13 protein-coding genes are annotated in these 18,582 nt (G+C 68.9%); 3 read left to right on the plus strand and 10 right to left on the minus strand.

The annotated features are described in order from the left end of the window. The first annotated feature begins 27 nt into the window (after positions 1–27). Positions 28–3,510 carry a carbamoyl-phosphate synthase large subunit gene (carB, locus tag IAI54_RS08605; RefSeq protein WP_187971951.1) on the plus strand — a complete coding sequence of 1,161 codons (3,483 nt, stop codon included), beginning with the start codon at positions 28–30 and terminating at the stop codon, positions 3,508–3,510. Positions 3,511–3,742: 232 nt separating this feature from the next. Here carB and IAI54_RS08610 read toward each other — a convergent pair whose 3' ends face one another. From IAI54_RS08610 to IAI54_RS08630, 5 genes are all read right to left on the minus strand, one after another. Beyond that, positions 3,743–4,543 (minus strand): ABC transporter permease, encoded by an 801-nt coding sequence (locus tag IAI54_RS08610; RefSeq protein WP_187971952.1) that lies wholly within the window; start codon positions 4,541–4,543, stop codon positions 3,743–3,745. After that, positions 4,540–5,586, minus strand: coding sequence for an ATP-binding cassette domain-containing protein (locus IAI54_RS08615; RefSeq protein ID WP_187971953.1), 1,047 nt, complete (start codon positions 5,584–5,586; stop codon positions 4,540–4,542). Before IAI54_RS08615 ends, IAI54_RS08610 begins: the two co-directional genes overlap by 4 nt. 338 nt (positions 5,587–5,924) lie before the next feature. Continuing rightward, positions 5,925–7,544: a methyl-accepting chemotaxis protein gene (locus IAI54_RS08620; protein ID WP_235679298.1), complete on the minus strand. Its 1,620-nt coding sequence runs from the start codon at positions 7,542–7,544 to the stop codon at positions 5,925–5,927. A gap of 653 nt (positions 7,545–8,197) precedes the next feature. Beyond that, positions 8,198–9,871 carry an NAD+ synthase gene (locus tag IAI54_RS08625; protein ID WP_187971955.1) on the minus strand — a complete coding sequence of 558 codons (1,674 nt, stop codon included), beginning with the start codon at positions 9,869–9,871 and terminating at the stop codon, positions 8,198–8,200. Positions 9,872–9,923: 52 nt separating this feature from the next. Next, positions 9,924–10,637, minus strand: a complete 714-nt coding sequence (locus IAI54_RS08630; protein WP_187971956.1) for a DNA-3-methyladenine glycosylase I — start codon at positions 10,635–10,637, stop codon at positions 9,924–9,926. Between the two features lie 95 nt (positions 10,638–10,732). Here IAI54_RS08630 and IAI54_RS08635 point away from each other — a divergent pair, with 95 nt between their 5' ends. Further along, positions 10,733–11,311, plus strand: coding sequence for a DUF1003 domain-containing protein (locus IAI54_RS08635; protein ID WP_187971957.1), 579 nt, complete (start codon positions 10,733–10,735; stop codon positions 11,309–11,311). Next, on the plus strand, positions 11,308–11,928 hold the full coding sequence (locus tag IAI54_RS08640) for a DedA family protein (RefSeq protein ID WP_187971958.1): 621 nt from the start codon (positions 11,308–11,310) through the stop codon (positions 11,926–11,928). Before IAI54_RS08635 ends, IAI54_RS08640 begins: the two co-directional genes overlap by 4 nt. On the opposite strand, the gene IAI54_RS08645 is transcribed toward IAI54_RS08640, so the two are convergent. The 5 genes from IAI54_RS08645 to IAI54_RS08665 all read right to left on the minus strand — a co-directional run bounded on the left by IAI54_RS08645 (position 11,879) and on the right by IAI54_RS08665 (position 18,578). After that, positions 11,879–12,466, minus strand: a complete 588-nt coding sequence (locus IAI54_RS08645; protein WP_187971959.1) for a hemerythrin domain-containing protein — start codon at positions 12,464–12,466, stop codon at positions 11,879–11,881. The genes IAI54_RS08640 and IAI54_RS08645 overlap by 50 nt on opposite strands. Positions 12,467–12,561: 95 nt before the next feature. Further along, the gene (locus IAI54_RS08650; RefSeq protein WP_187971960.1) at positions 12,562–13,359 is read right to left on the minus strand and encodes a DODA-type extradiol aromatic ring-opening family dioxygenase; all 798 of its coding nucleotides are present in this window, start codon (positions 13,357–13,359) and stop codon (positions 12,562–12,564) included. Between the two features lie 124 nt (positions 13,360–13,483). Next, positions 13,484–16,069, minus strand: coding sequence for a PAS domain S-box protein (locus IAI54_RS08655; protein WP_187971961.1), 2,586 nt, complete (start codon positions 16,067–16,069; stop codon positions 13,484–13,486). Between the two features lie 378 nt (positions 16,070–16,447). After that, entirely contained in the window at positions 16,448–17,827 is a 1,380-nt protein-coding gene (locus IAI54_RS08660) for a class II 3-deoxy-7-phosphoheptulonate synthase (protein WP_187971962.1), read from the minus strand. Between the two features lie 91 nt (positions 17,828–17,918). After that, entirely contained in the window at positions 17,919–18,578 is a 660-nt protein-coding gene (locus IAI54_RS08665; protein ID WP_235679299.1) for a gamma-glutamylcyclotransferase family protein, read from the minus strand. Positions 18,579–18,582 lie beyond the last annotated feature (4 nt).

Here is an 18,582-nt window from a genome sequence, read left to right on the forward strand (position 1 = left end):
GCGCAGAGCACGACGAGCGGACCCACCATGCCAAGACGCACCGATATCTCCTCCATCCTGATCATCGGCGCGGGACCCATCGTGATCGGCCAGGCCTGCGAGTTCGACTATTCCGGTACCCAGGCGTGCAAGGCGCTGAAGGCGGAAGGGTACCGGGTGATCCTGGTCAATTCCAATCCGGCCACGATCATGACCGATCCGGAGCTGGCGGACGCGACCTACATCGAGCCGATCACGCCCGAGGTGGTGGCCAAGATCATCGCGCGCGAGCGGCCGGACGCGCTCCTGCCCACCATGGGCGGCCAGACCGCGCTCAACACCGCGCTCTCGCTGCGCCGCATGGGCGTGCTCGAGCGCTACGGCGTCGAGATGATCGGGGCGAACGCCGAAGCCATCGACATGGCCGAGGACCGCTCGCTGTTCCGCGAGGCGATGGCCCGAATCGGGCTGGAGACGCCGCGCTCCTGGCTCGCCAATGCCAGCGCCGTCAAGGACGAGGACCGCAAGCGCCACGAAGCCGAGAGGGCGGCGCTGAAGGCGTCGAACCCCGACGACCTCGACGCCGCGCTCGATGCGCTCGAGACCCGCTGGAACCTCGGCGAGGGCGACCGCAAGCAGCGCTACATGAGCCACGCCATGGGCGTCGCCGCCCAGGCGCTCGACGTGGTCGGCCTCCCCGCCATCATCCGCCCCTCCTTCACCATGGGCGGCACCGGCGGCGGCATCGCCTACAACCAGGCGGAGTTCTTCGACATCGTCCGCTCCGGCCTCGACGCCTCGCCGACCACCGAAGTGCTGATCGAGGAGAGCGTGCTCGGCTGGAAGGAGTACGAGATGGAGGTCGTCCGCGACAGGGCGGACAACTGCATCATCGTCTGCTCGATCGAGAACCTCGATCCGATGGGCGTGCACACCGGCGATTCGATCACGGTGGCGCCGGCGCTGACGCTGACCGACAAGGAATACCAGATCATGCGCAACGCCTCGATCGCGGTGCTGCGCGAGATCGGGGTGGAGACCGGCGGCTCGAACGTCCAGTTCGCGGTCAACCCGAAGGACGGCCGCCTCGTCGTCATCGAGATGAATCCGCGCGTCTCGCGCTCCTCGGCGCTCGCCTCCAAGGCGACGGGCTTCCCGATCGCCAAGGTCGCCGCGCGTCTCGCCGTCGGCTACACGCTGGACGAACTGGAGAACGACATCACCGGCGGCGCGACGCCCGCCGCCTTCGAGCCGTCGATCGACTACGTCGTCACCAAGATCCCGCGCTTCGCCTTCGAGAAGTTCCCCGGCGCCGATCCGGTGCTGACGACGGCGATGAAGTCGGTCGGCGAGGTGATGGCGATCGGCCGCACCTTCGCCGAATCGCTGCAGAAGGCGCTGCGCGGTCTGGAGACGGGGCTGACCGGTCTCGACGAGATCGAGATCCCCGGCATCGGTGCCGGCGACGACAAGAACGCCATCCGTGCCGCCCTCGGCACGCCGACGCCCGACCGGCTGCGCATGGTGGCACAGGCGATCCGCATGGGCACCTCGCTGGAAGAGGTGCATGCCATGTGCGCCATCGACCCCTGGTTCCTGGAGCAGATCGGCGCCATCATCGCCATGGAAGCGCGCGTGCGCGAGCACGGGCTGCCGCAGGACGCGGCCAACCTGCGGATGCTGAAGGCCATGGGCTTCTCCGACGCCCGCCTCGCCTCGCTGGTTCGCAAGGACGCCGACGACGTCGCGGCGCTGCGCCGGCGGCTCGGCGTGCACCCGGTCTACAAGCGCATCGACACCTGCGCGGCCGAGTTCGCCTCGCCGACGGCCTACATGTACTCGACCTACGAGAGCCCGTTCGCCGGCGCGCCGGCCGACGAGGCGCAGGTCTCGGACCGGAAGAAGGTGGTCATCCTCGGCGGCGGTCCGAACCGCATCGGCCAGGGCATCGAGTTCGACTATTGCTGCTGCCACGCCGCCTTCGCGCTGGCCGACGCCGGCTACGAATCGATCATGGTCAACTGCAACCCCGAGACCGTGTCGACCGACTACGATACCTCCGACCGGCTGTATTTCGAGCCGCTGACGGCCGAGGACGTGCTGGAGATCCTGCGCGCCGAACAGGCGAAGGGCACGCTCATGGGCGTCATCGTGCAGTTCGGCGGCCAGACGCCGCTGAAACTCGCCGACGCGCTGGAGAAGGCCGGCATCCCGATCCTCGGCACATCGCCGGACATGATCGACCTCGCCGAGGACCGCGACCGCTTCCAGAAGCTCCTGACGAAGCTCGGCCTGATGCAGCCGAAGAACGGTATCGCCTGGTCGGTCGAACAGGCCCGTGTGGTGGCGGGCGAGCTCGGCTTCCCGCTCGTCGTGCGCCCCTCCTACGTGCTGGGCGGGCGGGCCATGCAGATCATCCACAACGAGGGCATGCTGCAGTCCTACCTGCTCGACACCGTGCCGGGCCTGGTGCCCGAGGACATCAAGCAGAAATATCCCAACGACAAGACCGGCCAGATCAACACGCTGCTCGGCAAGAACCCGCTTTTGTTCGACACCTACCTGTCGGGCGCGATCGAGGTCGACGTCGACTGCCTGTGCGACGGCCAGGCCACCTATGTCTCCGGCATCATGGAGCATATCGAGGAGGCCGGCATCCATTCGGGCGACAGTGCCTGCTCGCTGCCGGTGCACTCGCTCTCGCCCTCGCTGGTCGACGAACTGGAGCGGCAGACGGCGGCCCTCGCCCGCGCGCTGCACGTCGGCGGGCTGATGAACGTGCAGTTCGCCATCAAGGACGGCGACGTCTACGTGCTCGAGGTCAATCCGCGCGCCTCGCGCACCGTGCCCTTCGTGGCCAAGACCATCGGGCGTCCCATCGCCAAGATCGCCGCGCGCATCATGGCCGGCGAGAGCCTCGACGATGCCTTCGGCCAGTACGGGACGAAGCCAGACCCGCGCGCGCTCGGCCACATCGCGGTCAAGGAAGCCGTCTTCCCCTTCGCCCGCTTCCCCGGCGTCGACACGCTGCTCGGCCCCGAGATGAAGTCGACCGGCGAGGTGATGGGGCTCGACACCGACTATGCGCTGGCCTTCGCCAAGGCACAGCTCGGCGCCGGCGTCGACCTGCCGCGCTCGGGCACGCTGTTCGTCTCCGTGCGCGACGAGGACAAGGCCGCGGTGCTGCCCTCCGTGCGGCGGCTGGCCGATCTCGGCTTCAAGGTGCTCGCGACCTCCGGCACCGCCCGCTTCCTGCGCGAGAACGGGGTGGAGGCCGAGAAGATCAACAAGGTTCTCGAAGGCCGCCCGCACATCGAGGATGCGATCCGCAACCGTCAGGTCCAGATCGTCTTCAACACCACCGACGGCCAGAAGGCTGTCTCGGACTCCAAGTCGCTGCGCCGCGCGACCCTGATGCAGAAGGTGCCCTACTACACCACCATGGCCGGCGCGGCAGCCGTCGCCGAGGCGATCGCCGCGCTGAAGGCGGGGAGCCTCGAGGTGCGGCCGCTGCAGGGGTATTTCTCGTAAGGCAGTCGGCAGTCGGCAGTCGGCAGTCGGCAGTCGGCAGTCGGCAGTCGGCAGTCGGAGAAGATCGCGGCAAGTCGGCGGTGGCGCAAGCACCTGCGTCGCGTTCCGTCGCGGTCGGCGGACGCGTCCGCCAAGGGTTGCCCGCTCGAGTTGCACCGCGCCGCCATCGTCGTGTGTGGGCTCGCGCCAGGAGCGGTGCGGCGAGGAGAGACCAAGTCCCCTCGCCCTGCCCTCAGTTCCTCCGGTAGAGCCGGAGCGTCACCGGGGCCAGCACGATGGTCAGCAGCACCGGGGCCGTGAGCGCGAGGAGCACCTCGCTCGCGCTCGCCGTGCCCGCCATCAGCCCGCGCAGCGCCGTCGTCATGTGGGAGACGGGGTTGCGGGCGACGAAGCCTTCCAGCCAGGCCGGCATGGTTTCGGGGCTGACCATGATGTTGGAAGCGAAGACCAGCGGGAAGATCGCCGTGAAGCCGATGGTCATGACGGTCATGGGCGTGCGGATCAGTAGGCCGAGAACGATGAAGATCCACCCCGTGCCGAAGCCGATGGCGAAGAGGAGCAGGAAGGAGAGGACGACGCCGACGAGGCCCGCCTCCGGCCGGTAGCCGAGCGCCAGGCCGACGCCGAGGACGATCAGCCCCGCGATGAAGTGGCGCAGCACGTCGCCCACCATCAGCCCGGCGAACGGCGCAAGCTGCCAGATCGGCAGCGAGCGGAAGCGTTCGAACAGGCCCTTCGACAGGTCGGTCGACAGGCCCATGCCGGAATAGACCGAGTTGAACACGACCGTCTGCACCAGGATACCCGGCAGGAAGAACTGCAGGTAGTCGCCCGGCGAGCCGGCGAGCGCGCCGCCGAAGACGAAGGTGAAGAGCAGCGTGAACATGAGCGGCGTCATGATCAGGTCGAAGAGCTGCTCGGGCACGTGGCGGAACTTCAGCGCCGCGCGCCAGCCGAAAGCGAGCGCGTCGGAGAGCGGGCCCGGCGGCGGCGGCCGGCGTACGGTGGTGAGCGTTGCGGGCGAAGGGGTCATCGGTTGTCCTCCCCGGAAGCGGCGCCGCCCTCGCCGCCCGGTGCCTCGGCCGCCGGAGCGCCGGTGAGCGCGAAGAAGACCTCGTCGAGGCTGGGCGAACCCATCGAGAAGTCGCTGAGTTCGATGCCGGCGCCAATCAGCGCGGCGACGGCCGCGCTGGCCTCGGCTGCCGAGGCGGTCATCACCGAGAGCTGCGCCCCTTCCGCATTCCGCTGGACGACGGCACCGAGGCGGGCGGCGAGCAGAGCCGCAGCCTCGTCGAGGCGGGCGGGATCGGCCGGTGCCACGTGCAGGAAGCCGGAACCCACCGCCGCCTTGAGTTCGCGGCTGGTGCCCTCCGCGATCTTGCGGCCATGGTCGATGACGGCGATGCGCGCGGCGAGCTGGTCCGCCTCTTCCAGATATTGCGTGGTGAGCAGGATGGTGACGCCGCCGGCCGCGAGCTCGCGGATCAGGCGCCAGACGCCCTGGCGCGCCTTGGGGTCGAGCCCGGTGGTGGGCTCGTCGAGGAACAGCACGCCCGGCGTCACCACCAGCGAGGCGGCGATGTCGAGCCGGCGACGCATGCCGCCGGAATAGTGCTTCACCTGGCGCCGGCCGGCATCGGAAAGATCGAAGGCGGCGAGCAGTTCGTCGGCGCGCGCCCGGGCGGCGCCCCCGCGGAAGCCCCAGAGGCGCGCCAGAAGGATCAGGTTCTCGCGGCCCGTCAGGTCCTCGTCCAGCGAGGCGAACTGGCCGGTGAGCGCGATCGAGGCGCGCACGGCCTTCGGATCGGCGACGAGGTCGTGGCCCATCACGGTGGCACGGCCGGCATCGGGCGCAAGCAGCGTCGCCAGCATCCGGATCAGCGTCGTCTTGCCGGCACCGTTCGGCCCGAGCACGGCGAAGATCATGCCGCGCGGCACGTCGAGATCGATGCCGTCGACCGCCTTCACGGCACCGAAGCGGCGGACGAGCCCGCGCGCGGAAATGGCGAGCGCCGGATCGGGCGCCGTCGACTCCAGGACTACCGCGGGGTGCGCCCGCGTGACCGTCTCGCTCATCGCAACCTTCCTGTCCCCCCCGGGGAGCCGCGCAATAGCGGATTTCGGGCGCGAGTTGAAGGTCGAGGCGGGAGGAATGCTGACAAAGGGCTTGACGCTGCCAGCCGCCCGGGTGTCCCCGGAGTGGCAGGCGGTCCGACGATGATGGCCGCCGCCGGCAGCGTCCGGTAGAACCGCTGCCCCTGGACGGGAGGTAAGACCGTAACGGCGCCGGCGACCGTCCGGAACTCCTCCCGCGTCCGCTGCTCGACGCGTTCCGGCAAGGGGAGCGCGACGGATGCCGCCGCGCGGCCCCTGGATGACGGGACCGCGCGGAGGCGAGGCCGGCGCGTCCGGGTTCAGAATTCCTCCCAGCCGTCGGCATCCTCCTGCGGCGAGACCTTCAGCGCAGCGGAGCCGTTGGTGGGATAGGCACGGCCGCCGCGCGGCTGCATTCTCTGCGGCGCGGCCGGAGCGGCGACAGACCGCGCCGATCGCCGGCCGTCATTGCCGTTCGCAGCCGATCCGGTGCGGAAGCGACCGACGATGGTGGCGAGGCTCGTGGCCTCCTTCTCCAGCGAGAAGGCCGACGCCGTGGATTCTTCGACCATGGCGGCGTTCTGCTGCGTCGACTGGTCCATCTGCCCGACGGCCACGTTGATCTGGGCGATGCCCGTGGCCTGCGTGGCGGCGGAGGCGGCGATCTCCCCGACGAGCTGGCCGATGCCCGCGAAGGACGCCGTGATGCGCGAGAGCGCCGCGCCGGTGTCACCGACCAGCGCGACGCCGGTCTCGACGTGCTGCGAGGAGGTCGAGATCAGCGACTTGATCTCCTTGGCTGCCTCCGCCGAACGCTGCGCGAGCGCACGCACCTCCTGGGCGACGACGGCGAAGCCCTTGCCGGCCTCGCCGGCGCGCGCCGCCTCGACGCCGGCGTTGAGCGCGAGCAGGTTGGTCTGGAAGGCGATCTCGTCGATCACGCCGATGATCTGGCCGATCTGGCCGGCCGACTTCTCGATCTGGTCCATCGCCGCGACCGCCTGCCGCACGACGTCCGCGCTCTTCTCGGCGTCCGCACGCATGGCCGAAACGGTGCCGTCGGCCTGGCGCGCACGGTCGGCGGTCTGGCGGACCGTTTCCGTCAGTTCGTTCAGCGATGCCGCGGTCTGCTCGATGCTCGCCGCCGTCTGCTCGGTCCGCTTCGACATGTCGTCGGACGCCCGGGTGATCTCCGAGGCACCGAGCTGGACCTGCGAAGCCGCCTCGCGGACGGCCCCGATGATCTCCTTCAGGCTCCCGACCGCCCGGCCGAAGGCGTCCGACAGCTTGCCGGACTTCTCTGCCAGGGACGCGTCGACCTCGACGGTCAGGTTGCCGGAGGCGATCTCGTCGAGGCATGCGGCGATGTGGTCGAGAGACCGCACCTGCTCGCGCTCGGCCTCGGCCCGCCGCGCGCTCAGCGTCTCGAGATAGATCGACGTCGCCAGTTCCATGTCGAGCATCGCAGCCTTGACGAGAGCACCGACCTCGGCCGACAGCGCCTCGGCGGTGACGTCCGGCTGCCTGCGGCCGAAGAAGCCGCGCTGCGCAGCGGGCCAGCGGCGGGCGATGACCTGCGCCAGCAGCTCCTCCAGGATGATGGCATAGCCGCCGATGTACCAGCGCGGCTCCAGCCCGATCCGCGCATGGGTGTGCCCGACGGTCTGGACGGCCTGGGCGTATTCACGGCTGAAGGCTCCGGAGGTGATGAGCTTCCAGTGCTCTTCCTGCCGGGCGCGCGCGCTGTCCATCTGCAGGCCGTTGCCGAAGAAGCGCGACACCGACGGTGTCGCCCTGACCTTCGCGTAGAATGAGGCCATCGCAGGCGCCAGCGCTTCGCCGATCAGAGGGGCCACGCCCCGCAGCGATTCGCGCGCCTTCTCGTCGAGGCCGAGGAACTCCAGACGGTCCTGGAGTGCCGAGATTTCGGTATCCTTCATTCGTTTGGTCCCCTTGGATTCAAAGTGCTTCCCGCCCTGGAAACCATCGGCTTCCAGCACCACACGTTCGGAGGTTGAAGAACGAGTCCCGGGATGTATTCGGGACGGACGTCGCATCGAGCAACCGGTCCATCGACGAGCATGGGGCCCTGGAGCCGCCGCATCTCGTTCGCGCGCAGAACGATGCCCGCCCGCATTTCTGCAGGCAGCAAGATATCTCAATTCCGCAGGTTAACGGGACCTTACACTCACAGAATCGTTATAATCCTTCCCGAAACGGGCAGCAAAATCCGGCAAGAAACGACAGGTCCGGCCTGGAGGGTGGGGGCAGGACGAACCGACTTTCCTCTAGAAACTCGCGGACATCGTCTGGAGGGGGTGATGCTCCGGCCCTGGCGATCGCCACGCTGCTCGGCCGCGCGATGCCCGGCGGCGGGCGTCGGTCTGTTCTGGAACGGCGCGTCTGGCCTCGGCAGCCATCGCGCCGCGGGTATGCCTCCCTCTCCTCACGCTTCGCGTGATGCCGATCCGGGGCGAGCCGCCGGTCTCGCCCGACCTTCGGCCCCCCTGCCCGAGGTTGCGGACGGGAACCCGACCCGCGGCCCTGGTTGCTACCAACTATTCGCCACTCGCCATTCGCCGCACTCTACCCCCTACGCCCCGTCGCGATACCTGTTCGTGATCGGATACCGCCGGTCGCGCCCGAAGTTCTTGCGCGTGATCTTCACGCCCGGGGCGGCCTGGCGGCGCTTGTATTCGGCGATGTAGAGCAGGTGCTCGATGCGGGTGACGGTGGCGGCGTCGTGGCCGCGGGCGACGATGGCGTCGACCGACATCTCGTTTTCCACCAGGCATTCCAGGATGTCGTCGAGCACCGGATAGGGCGGCAGCGAGTCCTGGTCGGTCTGGTTCTCGCGCAGCTCCGCGGACGGCGCCTTGTCGATGATCGACTGCGGGATGACCTCGCCCGAGGGGCCGAGCGCGCCGGGCGGGACGGTCGTGTTGCGCCAGGCCGACAGCTTGTAGACCTGCATCTTGTAGAGGTCCTTGATCGGGTTGAAGCCGCCGTTCATGTCGCCGTAGAGCGTGGCGTAGCCGACCGACATCTCCGACTTGTTGCCGGTGGTGACGACCATCGAGCCGAACTTGTTGGACAGCGCCATCAGCAGCGTGCCGCGCGCGCGGCTCTGCAGGTTTTCCTCGGTGATGCCGGAGGTCGTGCCCTGGAACAGCGGGCCGAGGGCGGCCATGAAGCCTTCCACCGGCTCGGCGATCGGGATGACGTCGTAACGGCAGCCGAGCGCCCTCGCGCAGGCTTCCGCGTCGGCCAGCGATTCCTTCGAGGTGTAGCGGTAGGGCAGCATGACGGCGTGCAGCCGCTCCTCGCCGAGCGCATCGACGGCCAGGGCCGCGCAGAGCGCGGAATCGATGCCGCCCGACAGGCCGAGCACCACGTCCCTGAAACCGTTCTTGTTGACGTAGTCGCGCAGGCCGAGCATGCAGGCGCGGTAGTCGGCTTCCTCGGTCTCGGGGATGCGCGACATCGGGCCGGCCGCGCAGCGCCAGCCGTCGGCCCCGCGCGTCCAGGTGGAGACGGCGACCGCCTCCTCGAACTGGCTCATCTGGAAGGCGAGCGACTTGTCGGCCTGGATGGCGAAGGACGCGCCGTCGAAGACGAGCTCGTCCTGGCCGCCGAGCTGGTTGGCGTAGAGGATCGGCAGCCCGCTCTCGATCACCTGGCGGATGACGACCTGGTGGCGCACGTCGACCTTGCCGCGGTAATAGGGCGAGCCGTTGGGCACGAGCAGGATCTCGGCGCCGGCCTCCGCCAGCGTCTCGCAGAGGCCGAGTTCGCCCCAGATGTCCTCGCAGACGGGAATGCCGAGCCGCACGCCGCGGAAGCTGACCGGACCCTGGATCTCGGGACCGGGCTGGAAGACGCGCTTCTCGTCGAACTCGCCATAGTTCGGCAGGTCGAGCTTGTAGCGCTCGGCAAGCACCTTGCCTCGGTCGGCGACCACGACGGAATTGTGCAGCCCGCTGGCGCGGCGCAGCGGCGTGCCCATGACGACGCCGGGCCCGCCGTCGGCGGTGTCGGCGACGAGGTCGGCCACCGCCGCCTCGCAGGCCTCCACGAAGGAGGCGCGCAGCACGAGGTCTTCCGGCGGATAGCCGGAGATGAAGAGTTCGGTGAACAGCACCAGCTCAGCCCCATGGCGCGCGGCCTCGGCGCGGGCGGCGCGGGCTTTCGCCAGATTGCCGGCGATGTCGCCCATCACGGGGTTGAGCTGGGCGACGGCGATGCGGAGCGTGTCGGGCGTGGTCATGGCGCCGGTTTAGCGCGAGGCTTGGGGCGCGGCAATGGCGTGGCGAGTGCGGCTACTCCCCCACATACGCCCTGAGATCCTCCGCAGCGCGGTTTTCTCCGATCGACATGGCGAGGATGCGCGAGAGGTGGACGTAAGGAAGGCCGGTCTCGGCGCGCCAGGCGTTGAGCTGCGCCTGGATGGCGGCGAGGTCCTTCTTCGAGGTCGGCGTCTCGGCGATGGACAGCCCCGCGTCGCGCAGCGCCGCGGCCATGTCGGGCGAGACGACGTAAGCGTCGAAGCCGATCCAGCGGAGAAAGTACTGGCCGGTCGCGCCGCCGAGGCGGCTGCCCTGCTTGCCAAGCAGGGCCACGAGGCCCGCCTGGTCGTCCGCCGGCCAGGTCGCCAGGAAGCGGCCGAAGCCGCCATGCCCGACCGAGACGCGGTCGACGAACACGGCATTCTCGCGCACCGAACGGATCTTCTGCGGGTTGCGCACGATGCGTGTGTCGCTGGCCAGCCCTTCCCAGAACTCGTCCGGCTGGAAGAGGAGCCGCTTCGGCTCGAAGCCGAGGAAGGCCTCCTCGAAGCCCGGCCATTTCTGCTCGATCGCGCGCCAGACGAAGCCGGCGGAGAAGACGCGGGCCGCCATGGCCGACAGGACGCGGTGGTCCGGGACGTCCGCCAGCGCCGCATTGTCAGGCGCGACCGGCAGCAGCGTCGCCAGCACGGCCTCACCGCCCTTGCGGCGGGCGGCGCGAGCCCGGATCTCCTCGAAGCGCGTCATGCATTCCCTCCCCTGTCCGCTCCCGCTTGCGACTTGGCGCCGGCTCTGCTCAATGGCGGCGCGCGGCGGGACATGCCGCGCCAACGGAGGCAGCGATGAACAGGACCGTAGCCGAACTGGCGCACCGCTGGCTAGGCCGGCGCAGGGAGACGCTCTCCTCTGCCGAAAACCGGGTGCTGGAAAGCGCGGTGGAGCGTCGCACGGTTGCGCGCGACGTCAACGCGGCGGTCTCGGACCAGGCCCGGCTGGGCGACCGGCTGGCCGACCGGATCGCCCGCATCGGGGGGTCGTGGAGCTTCATCCTCGGCTTCATCGCCTTCCTCGCCTTCTGGACGGCGGGCAACACGCTGCTTCTCGGCAGGGACGTCTTCGATCCCTACCCCTTCATCTTCCTCAACCTCGTGCTGTCGATGGTGGCCGCACTGCAGGCGCCGATCATCATGATGGCGCAGAACCGGCAGGCGGCGCGGGACCGCATCGACGCCGCGCACGACTACGAGGTCAACCTGAAGGCGGAGATCGAGATCCTCGCCTTGCACGAGAAGCTCGACGATCTGCGCCGAACCGAAATCGCGCTGCTGCGCGAGGACGTGGCGCTGCTGACGGCCGAACTGCGTGCAGCGCGAGACCTTCTCGATGCGAGAGGCGCGCCAGGTGCGGGGCCTTCGGCATGAGCGAGACGATCCACGGCCTCATCGAGCAGTACGGCGTCGCCGCGGTCTTCCTCGGCAGCATGGCGGAGGGCGAGACCGCGGCCGTGCTCGGCGGCTTCTTCGCCCATCAGGCGCTGTTTCCGGTCTGGCAGGTCCTCGTCGCTGCGGGAGCGGGCTCCTTCTTCGGCGACCTCGTCTTCTTCGTGATCGGTCGCCGCTTCGCGGACCATCCGCGGGTGGAGAGGCTGCGGTCGACGGCGGGCTTCGGCAAGGCGCTCGCCTGGATCGAGCGGCACCCGGACCTCTTCGTGTTTGCCAGCCGCTTCCTCTACGGGTTCCGCACCGCGGGAGGGGTCGCGGCCGGCCTGTCCTCGATCGGCACCGGACGGTTCCTGGTCCTCAACGCGGTATCGGCCGCCGTCTGGGCGATCGTCTTCGCCGGCGGCGGCTACGTCTTCGGCCTCGGCGCCCAACGCCTCCTCGGCGAGGAGATCGCGCGGCATGAGCGTCTCCTCGTCGCACTGGCCATCGGCGTCGTGACGCTGGTGGCGGCGCGGTTCCTGGTGGTCCGCTACCGCCCGGCCTGGATCAGTGCGGCTCGAGCACGGCGTCTCCCCGGTCGAGGATCAGCGGAATGATCAGATCCTCCTCGTCGTCGAGGTGGCGTGCGAGCATGGCCACCAGCGACTGGTTGGCGTCCGCATAGGCATCGGCGGCGAAGCGCTGCCGGTCCTCGCTCTCCCGCAGGGTCCGCAGGAAGAAATTCGCCGTCTCGGCGTTGAGGCCGAGCGCCTCGTGGATCTGGTGATGGTCGCGGTCGAGAATGTCGAAGCCGCGCTTCAGCCGGGCCTCCGCCTTCGCGAAGGCCGGAAAATAGTGCTGGTCCTCCACGTTGTGGTGCCCGTCGAGATTGCCGAGGAAGAAGTTCAGCCGCGGCGCGAACCACTGCGCGAAGTCGGACGCCGACTTGCGGCCTTCACGGTAGTCGGCGATGCCGGTCGTCAGCATCGCGCCGACCTCGCGGAACATGCCGTGCCGCTGCAGCCAGAAGCCGGCCATGCCGCCGATGTTGTCGTGAACGCTCCAGTCGCTGCGCGGATACTTTTCCACGAGGAAGCGCAAATCGTCGGGCAGGCCGGCGCGCAGCTTGAGGTCGGTATCGGATCGGTCGGTCATCGGGGAGGTCCTTCGTGCGCCCCCTATATAGGTCCGTCCGTCCCGGGCGGAAGGAGGCACTTCCGGCTGCCTCGGTCACGCTCGCGAAACCGCTTCTACTGGAAGAGATAGGAATCATAGGCGAAGAAGCCGAATTCCCGGGAGTCGTGCACCCGCTCCGCCCTTGCCGCATCTCCGGCAGCACCGAGCGCGAAGAAGATCGGCATGAGATGCTCGTCCGTCGGATGGTTTTCCGCCACGAAGGGTGCCTGGCGGCGCCAGTCCAGCAGCGCCTCGACGTCGCCTGCCTCCATCTTCTGCGCGAACCAGGCGACGAAGGCGTCGAACCGGGCGCCGAGCTCCGGCGGCATCGCCGCGCCCGACCGCATCACGCCGATGACGGCACGCAGATTGTGGGTGATGTGGCCCGAGCCGATCAACAGGATGCCTTCGTCGCGCAGCGGCGCCAGCGCACGGCCGACGGCGTAGTGCCAGCGCGCGTCACGGTTCGGATCGATCGAGATCTGCACGACCGGGATGTCGCCCCGCGGGAAGGCGAGCTTCAGCGGCGTCCAGGTGCCATGATCGTAGCCGCGCCGGCCGAGCCGCGCGGGCGACAGGCCGGCCGCGTCGAGCAGAGCCACGACGCGCTCTGCCAGCTGCGGTTCGCCGGGGGCGGGATAGACCATGCGGTAGAGCTGCGGATCGAAGCCGCCGAAATCGTAGATCATGGCGGGCCTGGGGTCTGTCACGACGGTCACGCCGTGGGTCTCGAAATGGGCCGACATGATGACGATGGCCTCGGGGCGCCCGACGAGTCCGGAGAGCCCCTCGAGGAAATGCCGCGCGGGCATGTCGTCGAGCACGATGTTGGGTCCGCCATGCGAGATGAAGAGCGAGGGAAGCGTTGTCATCGGCGATCTCCTTGCCGGTAACATATGGCCACCCGGCGAGCTTTGGCAGGGCCCGTGCGTGCGACTGAGCGTTCAGCAAAGGAGAACGACTTTTCCGGTCCCGTTCAGCCTGACCAGGCAGACGTCACGCGCTGAGCTGCGCCGTGTCGCCGGCGCGCCGATGCGCGCAGACCATGCCGCGCCCCTTGGCCTTGGCGGCATAGCAGCCCTTGTCGGCATCGGCCACGACGTCCGCCGGATCGCGTCCGGCGACCACCGCCGCGATGCCGATCGACGCGCCGACGCGGTGCACCCTGCCCTCCCACTCGAAGGCGAGACCGCCGATCGCCTGGACGATCAGCCGGGCGATCGCTTCCGCTTCTCTCGACCGGCATCCGCGCAGGATGACTGCGAATTCGTCGCCCCCGAGCCGTGCGAGGATGTCGCTCGAGCGGATACAGTCCTGCATGGTCGCGGCGATCCGCTTCAGCAGAGCGTCGCCGGCGACGTGGCCGGCCGTGTCGTTGACCAGCTTGAAACGGTCCAGGTCGATGAAGAGCATATGGTTGCCCTCCCCGAAGACGTCGTCGCGTCCCTGGGTCAGATCCTGGAGCGCCTCCATGAAGCGGCTGCGGTTCGCCAGACCCGTGAGCGAATCATGGCTGGCAGCGTGGGCGAGCTGGCGCTGCACGGCGCGTGCATCCGACATGTCCTGGAAGACGATGACCGTGCCCTCGTACTCTCCCTCGGACGAGAGAATCGGCGAGGCGACCTGCCGGATGAAGCTGCGCGTGCCGTCCTGGCGCACCAGCATCGCCCGGTGCTGGACGGCATCGCCCTCCGCTCCCGCGTCGCGGAAGGTGGAAGCGATGGGCTCGCGGGTGTCCTCGTCGAGCGGCGCGTGGACGCCGGCGAGGGGAACGCCGATGGCCGTCTCCAGCCGGTGCCCCGTCAGGGTTTCGGCCACCGGATTCATGAAGGCGACACGGCCCTCGGCGTCGGTGCAGATGACGGCGTCGCCGATCGACCGCAGCATCACGCGCAGACGGTCCTTCTCGGCCTGCAGCGCGCGCGCGGTTTCCGCCAGCCGCTCCTGGGCTTCCTTCTGGCGCGTGATGTCGGTGTGGGTGCCGATCGCCCGCAGGATCGACCCGCCGGGTCCGCGCTCGAGGATGCGGCCGCGGTCGAGCACCCAGACCCAGTGGCCGTCCTTGTGGCGCATCCGGAATTCGGCCTCGAAATAGGCGTTCGTGCCTTCGCGGTTGGCGCGGTCCAGCCCCTGCGCGATGTCGAGGTCGTCGGGATGGACGAGCTGCAGCCAGAGGTCGGGGGCATCGTCGAGCTCGGTTTCGGCGTAGCCGAGCATCTCCTTCCAGATCGCCGAATGGTAGGCGCGGTTCCTGCGAAGATCGATGTCCCACACGCCCTGCCGCGCGCTCGACAGCGCGAAGTTCCAGCGGTTCTCCGCTTCGGCGACCGCTTCCATCGCGCAGCGGCGATCGTCGACGTTCTCGATGTGGCAGATCAGGTGGGTGGCACGGTTCGTGGCCCGGTCGAACACGGCCGATATCGAGCCCTGGCCCCAGACCAGGCTGCCGTCCTTGCGCAGGTAGCGCTTTTCGACGCGTGCCGAGGTCCGCCGGTCCCGGATGGCCTGCCGCCCCTGCTCGAAGGCATGCGCCCGGTCGTCCTGATGGACGAAATCGGTGAGCATACGTCCCTGGAGATCCTCGATCGGATGGCCCAGCATGTCTGCGAGCGCCTGGTTCGCCTTCTGGATACGGCCGCCGATGTCGAGGATGGCCATGCCGATCGCCGAATCCTCCATCGAGCGGCGAAAGACCGCTTCGCTTTCGTCGCGGGCGAGCCGGTCGAGGGCCGCACGCTCGCGCACGATGGCGAAGAAGATCGGCAGGACGATCCCGAAAGCCAGCGAACTGCGGAGGACGGGCGAAATCGTCCCGCCTCCTTCGAAACCCGGCACCAGCTCGAAGAAAGCGAGCACGACGGCGATGGCGCCGCTGACCGAGGCGATGACGGCCGTCTCGTCGAGCGGACGCACGAAGGCGACGACCAGCAGGCAGAGGCAGATGAGGGCGGCGGGATAGTCGAGCGTCGTCAGGGCGACGCAGGTCGCGAAGGCCAGGCCAGCGACGGCCTCGCCGAAAGCCAGCCGCCCGGCGCGCTGCGCGCGCAGGCGCGCGAGCAACGGGGGTCCGGTGACCGCCGCGGGCATGACCACTGCGGAGCCGAACAGCTGTCCGGTGATGAATTCGTGGATGGTCGCGGAAATGTCCCATCCGGCGAGCGGCGCGACCAGGGGCACCGAGGCGAGCACGAAGGCGAGCGGGATGCCGAGCGCCGCGAGGACGAAATACTGGATCTGGCATTCCGGGGAATGGATCGGCGGCAGTCCCGGCCCGAGCCAGACCCGGAGCATCCACAGCGAGGCAGACACCTGCGCCGCATGCGCGAATGCGAGCACGGCCGAAGCAAGCGGTGGCACGCCGGCGATCAGAAGAACGGGAAACGCCGCCGTCAGCACCGTCACGAAAGGCAGGGCACCGCGGGCTTCGGAGCGGCCGAAATGGACCAGGGCGAGCGCATTCGCGAACCAGATGCCGATCGGGGCGTCCGCGCCGCTTCCGAACCAGAGCGAGACGCACGCCGCGAGGACGTAGCCGACCCACGGCCGGGTCCACTCCCTCGATCGGCGTGGCGACGTCGTCAAGATAGTCCCGCTCCCCGCTCCGGTGCCCAATCCTCGTGACGGAGGACGATCGCATGGGGAGATTAATGGTCGATTGCTGCCGTTGACGTTCACGGCAAAGCGAGACGAAGGGCAAAGAAGCGGTTAACGCCGTGCCGCTTTTCGTTCCCGGGGGGCTCTGGTCGCCTCCCTGAGCCGGCTGGACGAAGCAGACGGAATTCCTCATCGACCCGCGCCCGACCGGAGTTGGCCTCGCACCGGCGCGGGGTGCAGGAACCGTCCCCCGTCTTCGCCGGCGCCCGCGCGTCCGGCTGGCGCATGCCGGCAAGAAGAAGCCCGGCGCTTCCTTTCGGCAGCGCCGGGCGGGACCATCAGGCGACCTCGACGAGGCCCGGCCGTTCAGCCGTTGACAACCTGCTTCTGCGCGCCGCCGACGCCGCTGTTCTTCAGGAGTTCGCTGACCAGGAAGGCGAGTTCGATCGCCTGGTCCGCATTGAGTCGCGGATCGCAATGGGTGTGGTAGCGATCCTGCAGCTCGTCGTCGCGGATGGCGCGGGCGCCGCCGGTGCATTCGGTGACGTTCTTGCCGGTCATCTCGATGTGGATGCCGCCCGGATGCGTGCCCTCGGCGCGATGGATGTCGAAGAAGCTGCGCACTTCCTTGAGGATGCGGTCGAACGGCCGCGTCTTGTAGCCGGCCGCCGTGATCGTGTTGCCGTGCATGGGATCGCAGGACCAGACGACCTTGCGGCCTTCCTTCTCGACGGCGCGCACCAGCGCCGGCAGATGGTCGCCGACCTTCTCGGCGCCGAAGCGGGCGATCAGCGTCAGGCGGCCGGGCTCGTTCTCGGGATTGAGCAGGTCGATCAGGTTGAGCAGGCCGTCGGCGGTCAGCGAGGGACCGCACTTGAGACCGAGCGGGTTCTTGATGCCGCGGCAGTATTCGATGTGCGCATGGTCGGGCTGGCGCGTGCGGTCGCCGATCCAGATCATGTGGCCGGACGTCGCGTACCAGTCGCCCGAGGTCGAATCGACGCGGGTCAGCGCCTCCTCGTAGCCGAGCAGCAGCGCCTCGTGGCTGGTGTAGAAATCGGTCTCGCGCAGCGCGTAATGCGTTTCCGAGGTGATGCCGACGGCACGCATGAAGTCCATCGTCTCGGTGATGCGGTTGGCCAGCGCCTCGTAGCGCTCCGCCTGCGGGCTGTCGGAGACGAAGCCCAGCATCCACTTGTGCACGTTCTCCAGCGAGGCGTAGCCGCCCTGCGCGAAGGCGCGCAGCAGGTTGAGCGTGGCCGCCGACTGGCGATAGGCCATCTCCTGGCGTGCCGGATCCGGCAGCCGCGACTTCTCGTCGAACTCGATGCCGTTGATGATGTCGCCGCGATAGCTGGGCAGCGTCGTACCGTCCTTGGTCTCGAAATCCGACGAGCGCGGCTTGGCGAACTGGCCCGCGATGCGCCCGACCTTCACCACCGGCTGCGAACCGGCGAAGGTCAGCACGACCGACATCTGCAGGAAGACGCGGAAGAAGTCGCGGATGTTGTCGGCGCCATGCTCGGCGAAGCTCTCGGCGCAGTCGCCGCCCTGCAGCAGGAAGGCCTTGCCCTCGGCGACGGCCGCGAGCTGCTTCTTCAGCTTGCGCGCCTCACCTGCAAAAACCAGCGGCGGAAAGGTCGAGAGCTGCTTTTCGACGGCCACGACGGCAGCCGGGTCCGGATAGGACGGGACCTGGCTGATCGGCAGGTTGCGCCAGGAGTTCGGTGACCACTTCTTCGACATGACAGCACCCAATGATGGCTCGCTGAAATCTTGCGATTTCACCCCCGGCAGGTCCGGGATGCGGTCCTATACAGGAACAAGGGGGCCGATTCTACCCCTGCGTCCCGGGCGGATGCGCGCGGCGCAAGGCTTTCGCGGCACCCGGCCGTGCAATGAGGGCATCGAAGAGCGCGGCTTCGTGAGCGGCCAGCGCAACCGCGCGCGGATAGATGGGCTGCGGCCGGTCGTCGTGGACGGGGGTGTCGAAACCCTCGGTCTCGGCCACGAAGCGGCGCACGCCCCCCTCCCCGTGCTCGGCCAGGAAACCCTGCAGCACGGCATCGAGATAGGAGCGCAGGATCATCGGCGGCTCGCGATGCGGCGGGATGTCGGTCTGAGCGACGTAGAGGTAGAGCGGCAGCCCCTCCGGCAGGGGCTCGGCCGTCTCGAGACTGCCGGGCGCGATCGCCACGCGCCGGTAGCGCGCCTCCCGCGCGTCGACGGCGGCGAGGTTCTCCGTCCGGTCGAGGACGACCAGGCCGTCGCATGCAGACTGCGGCTCCGGCCGGACGCTGAGCAGGGCGGCGGGAAAGCCCGGCATGTCGGGCCGCGGCCGCCAGACCCGGCGCCAGCCCTTCAGCCGCGCCGGCACCGCATGCAGGATCGCGGTGCGGTGCGTCGCGCGGTTGACCAGCGAGCCGTAGCCGAAATAGGCGACGACCCCGCCCCGTGCATGAAGCGAGGCGAGTTCTCCGGGAGCCATGGTCGTCATGTCG

The organism is Aquibium microcysteis (genome assembly GCF_014495845.1).
Taxonomy (GTDB): Bacteria; Pseudomonadota; Alphaproteobacteria; order Rhizobiales; family Rhizobiaceae; genus Aquibium; species Aquibium microcysteis.

Bases quoted from the DNA above. Each gene is read 5' to 3' on its own strand.
- carB (WP_187971951.1), top strand. From the start codon at position 28: ATGCCAAGACGCACCGATATCTCCTCCATCCTGATCATCGGCGCGGGA.
- IAI54_RS08610 (WP_187971952.1), bottom strand. From the start codon at position 4,543: ATGACCCCTTCGCCCGCAACGCTCACCACCGTACGCCGGCCGCCGCCG.
- IAI54_RS08615 (WP_187971953.1), bottom strand. From the start codon at position 5,586: ATGAGCGAGACGGTCACGCGGGCGCACCCCGCGGTAGTCCTGGAGTCG.
- IAI54_RS08620 (WP_235679298.1), bottom strand. From the start codon at position 7,544: ATGAAGGATACCGAAATCTCGGCACTCCAGGACCGTCTGGAGTTCCTC.
- IAI54_RS08625 (WP_187971955.1), bottom strand. From the start codon at position 9,871: ATGACCACGCCCGACACGCTCCGCATCGCCGTCGCCCAGCTCAACCCC.
- IAI54_RS08630 (WP_187971956.1), bottom strand. From the start codon at position 10,637: ATGACGCGCTTCGAGGAGATCCGGGCTCGCGCCGCCCGCCGCAAGGGC.
- IAI54_RS08635 (WP_187971957.1), top strand. From the start codon at position 10,733: ATGAACAGGACCGTAGCCGAACTGGCGCACCGCTGGCTAGGCCGGCGC.
- IAI54_RS08640 (WP_187971958.1), top strand. From the start codon at position 11,308: ATGAGCGAGACGATCCACGGCCTCATCGAGCAGTACGGCGTCGCCGCG.
- IAI54_RS08645 (WP_187971959.1), bottom strand. From the start codon at position 12,466: ATGACCGACCGATCCGATACCGACCTCAAGCTGCGCGCCGGCCTGCCC.
- IAI54_RS08650 (WP_187971960.1), bottom strand. From the start codon at position 13,359: ATGACAACGCTTCCCTCGCTCTTCATCTCGCATGGCGGACCCAACATC.
- IAI54_RS08660 (WP_187971962.1), bottom strand. From the start codon at position 17,827: ATGTCGAAGAAGTGGTCACCGAACTCCTGGCGCAACCTGCCGATCAGC.
- IAI54_RS08665 (WP_235679299.1), bottom strand. From the start codon at position 18,578: ATGACGACCATGGCTCCCGGAGAACTCGCCTCGCTTCATGCACGGGGC.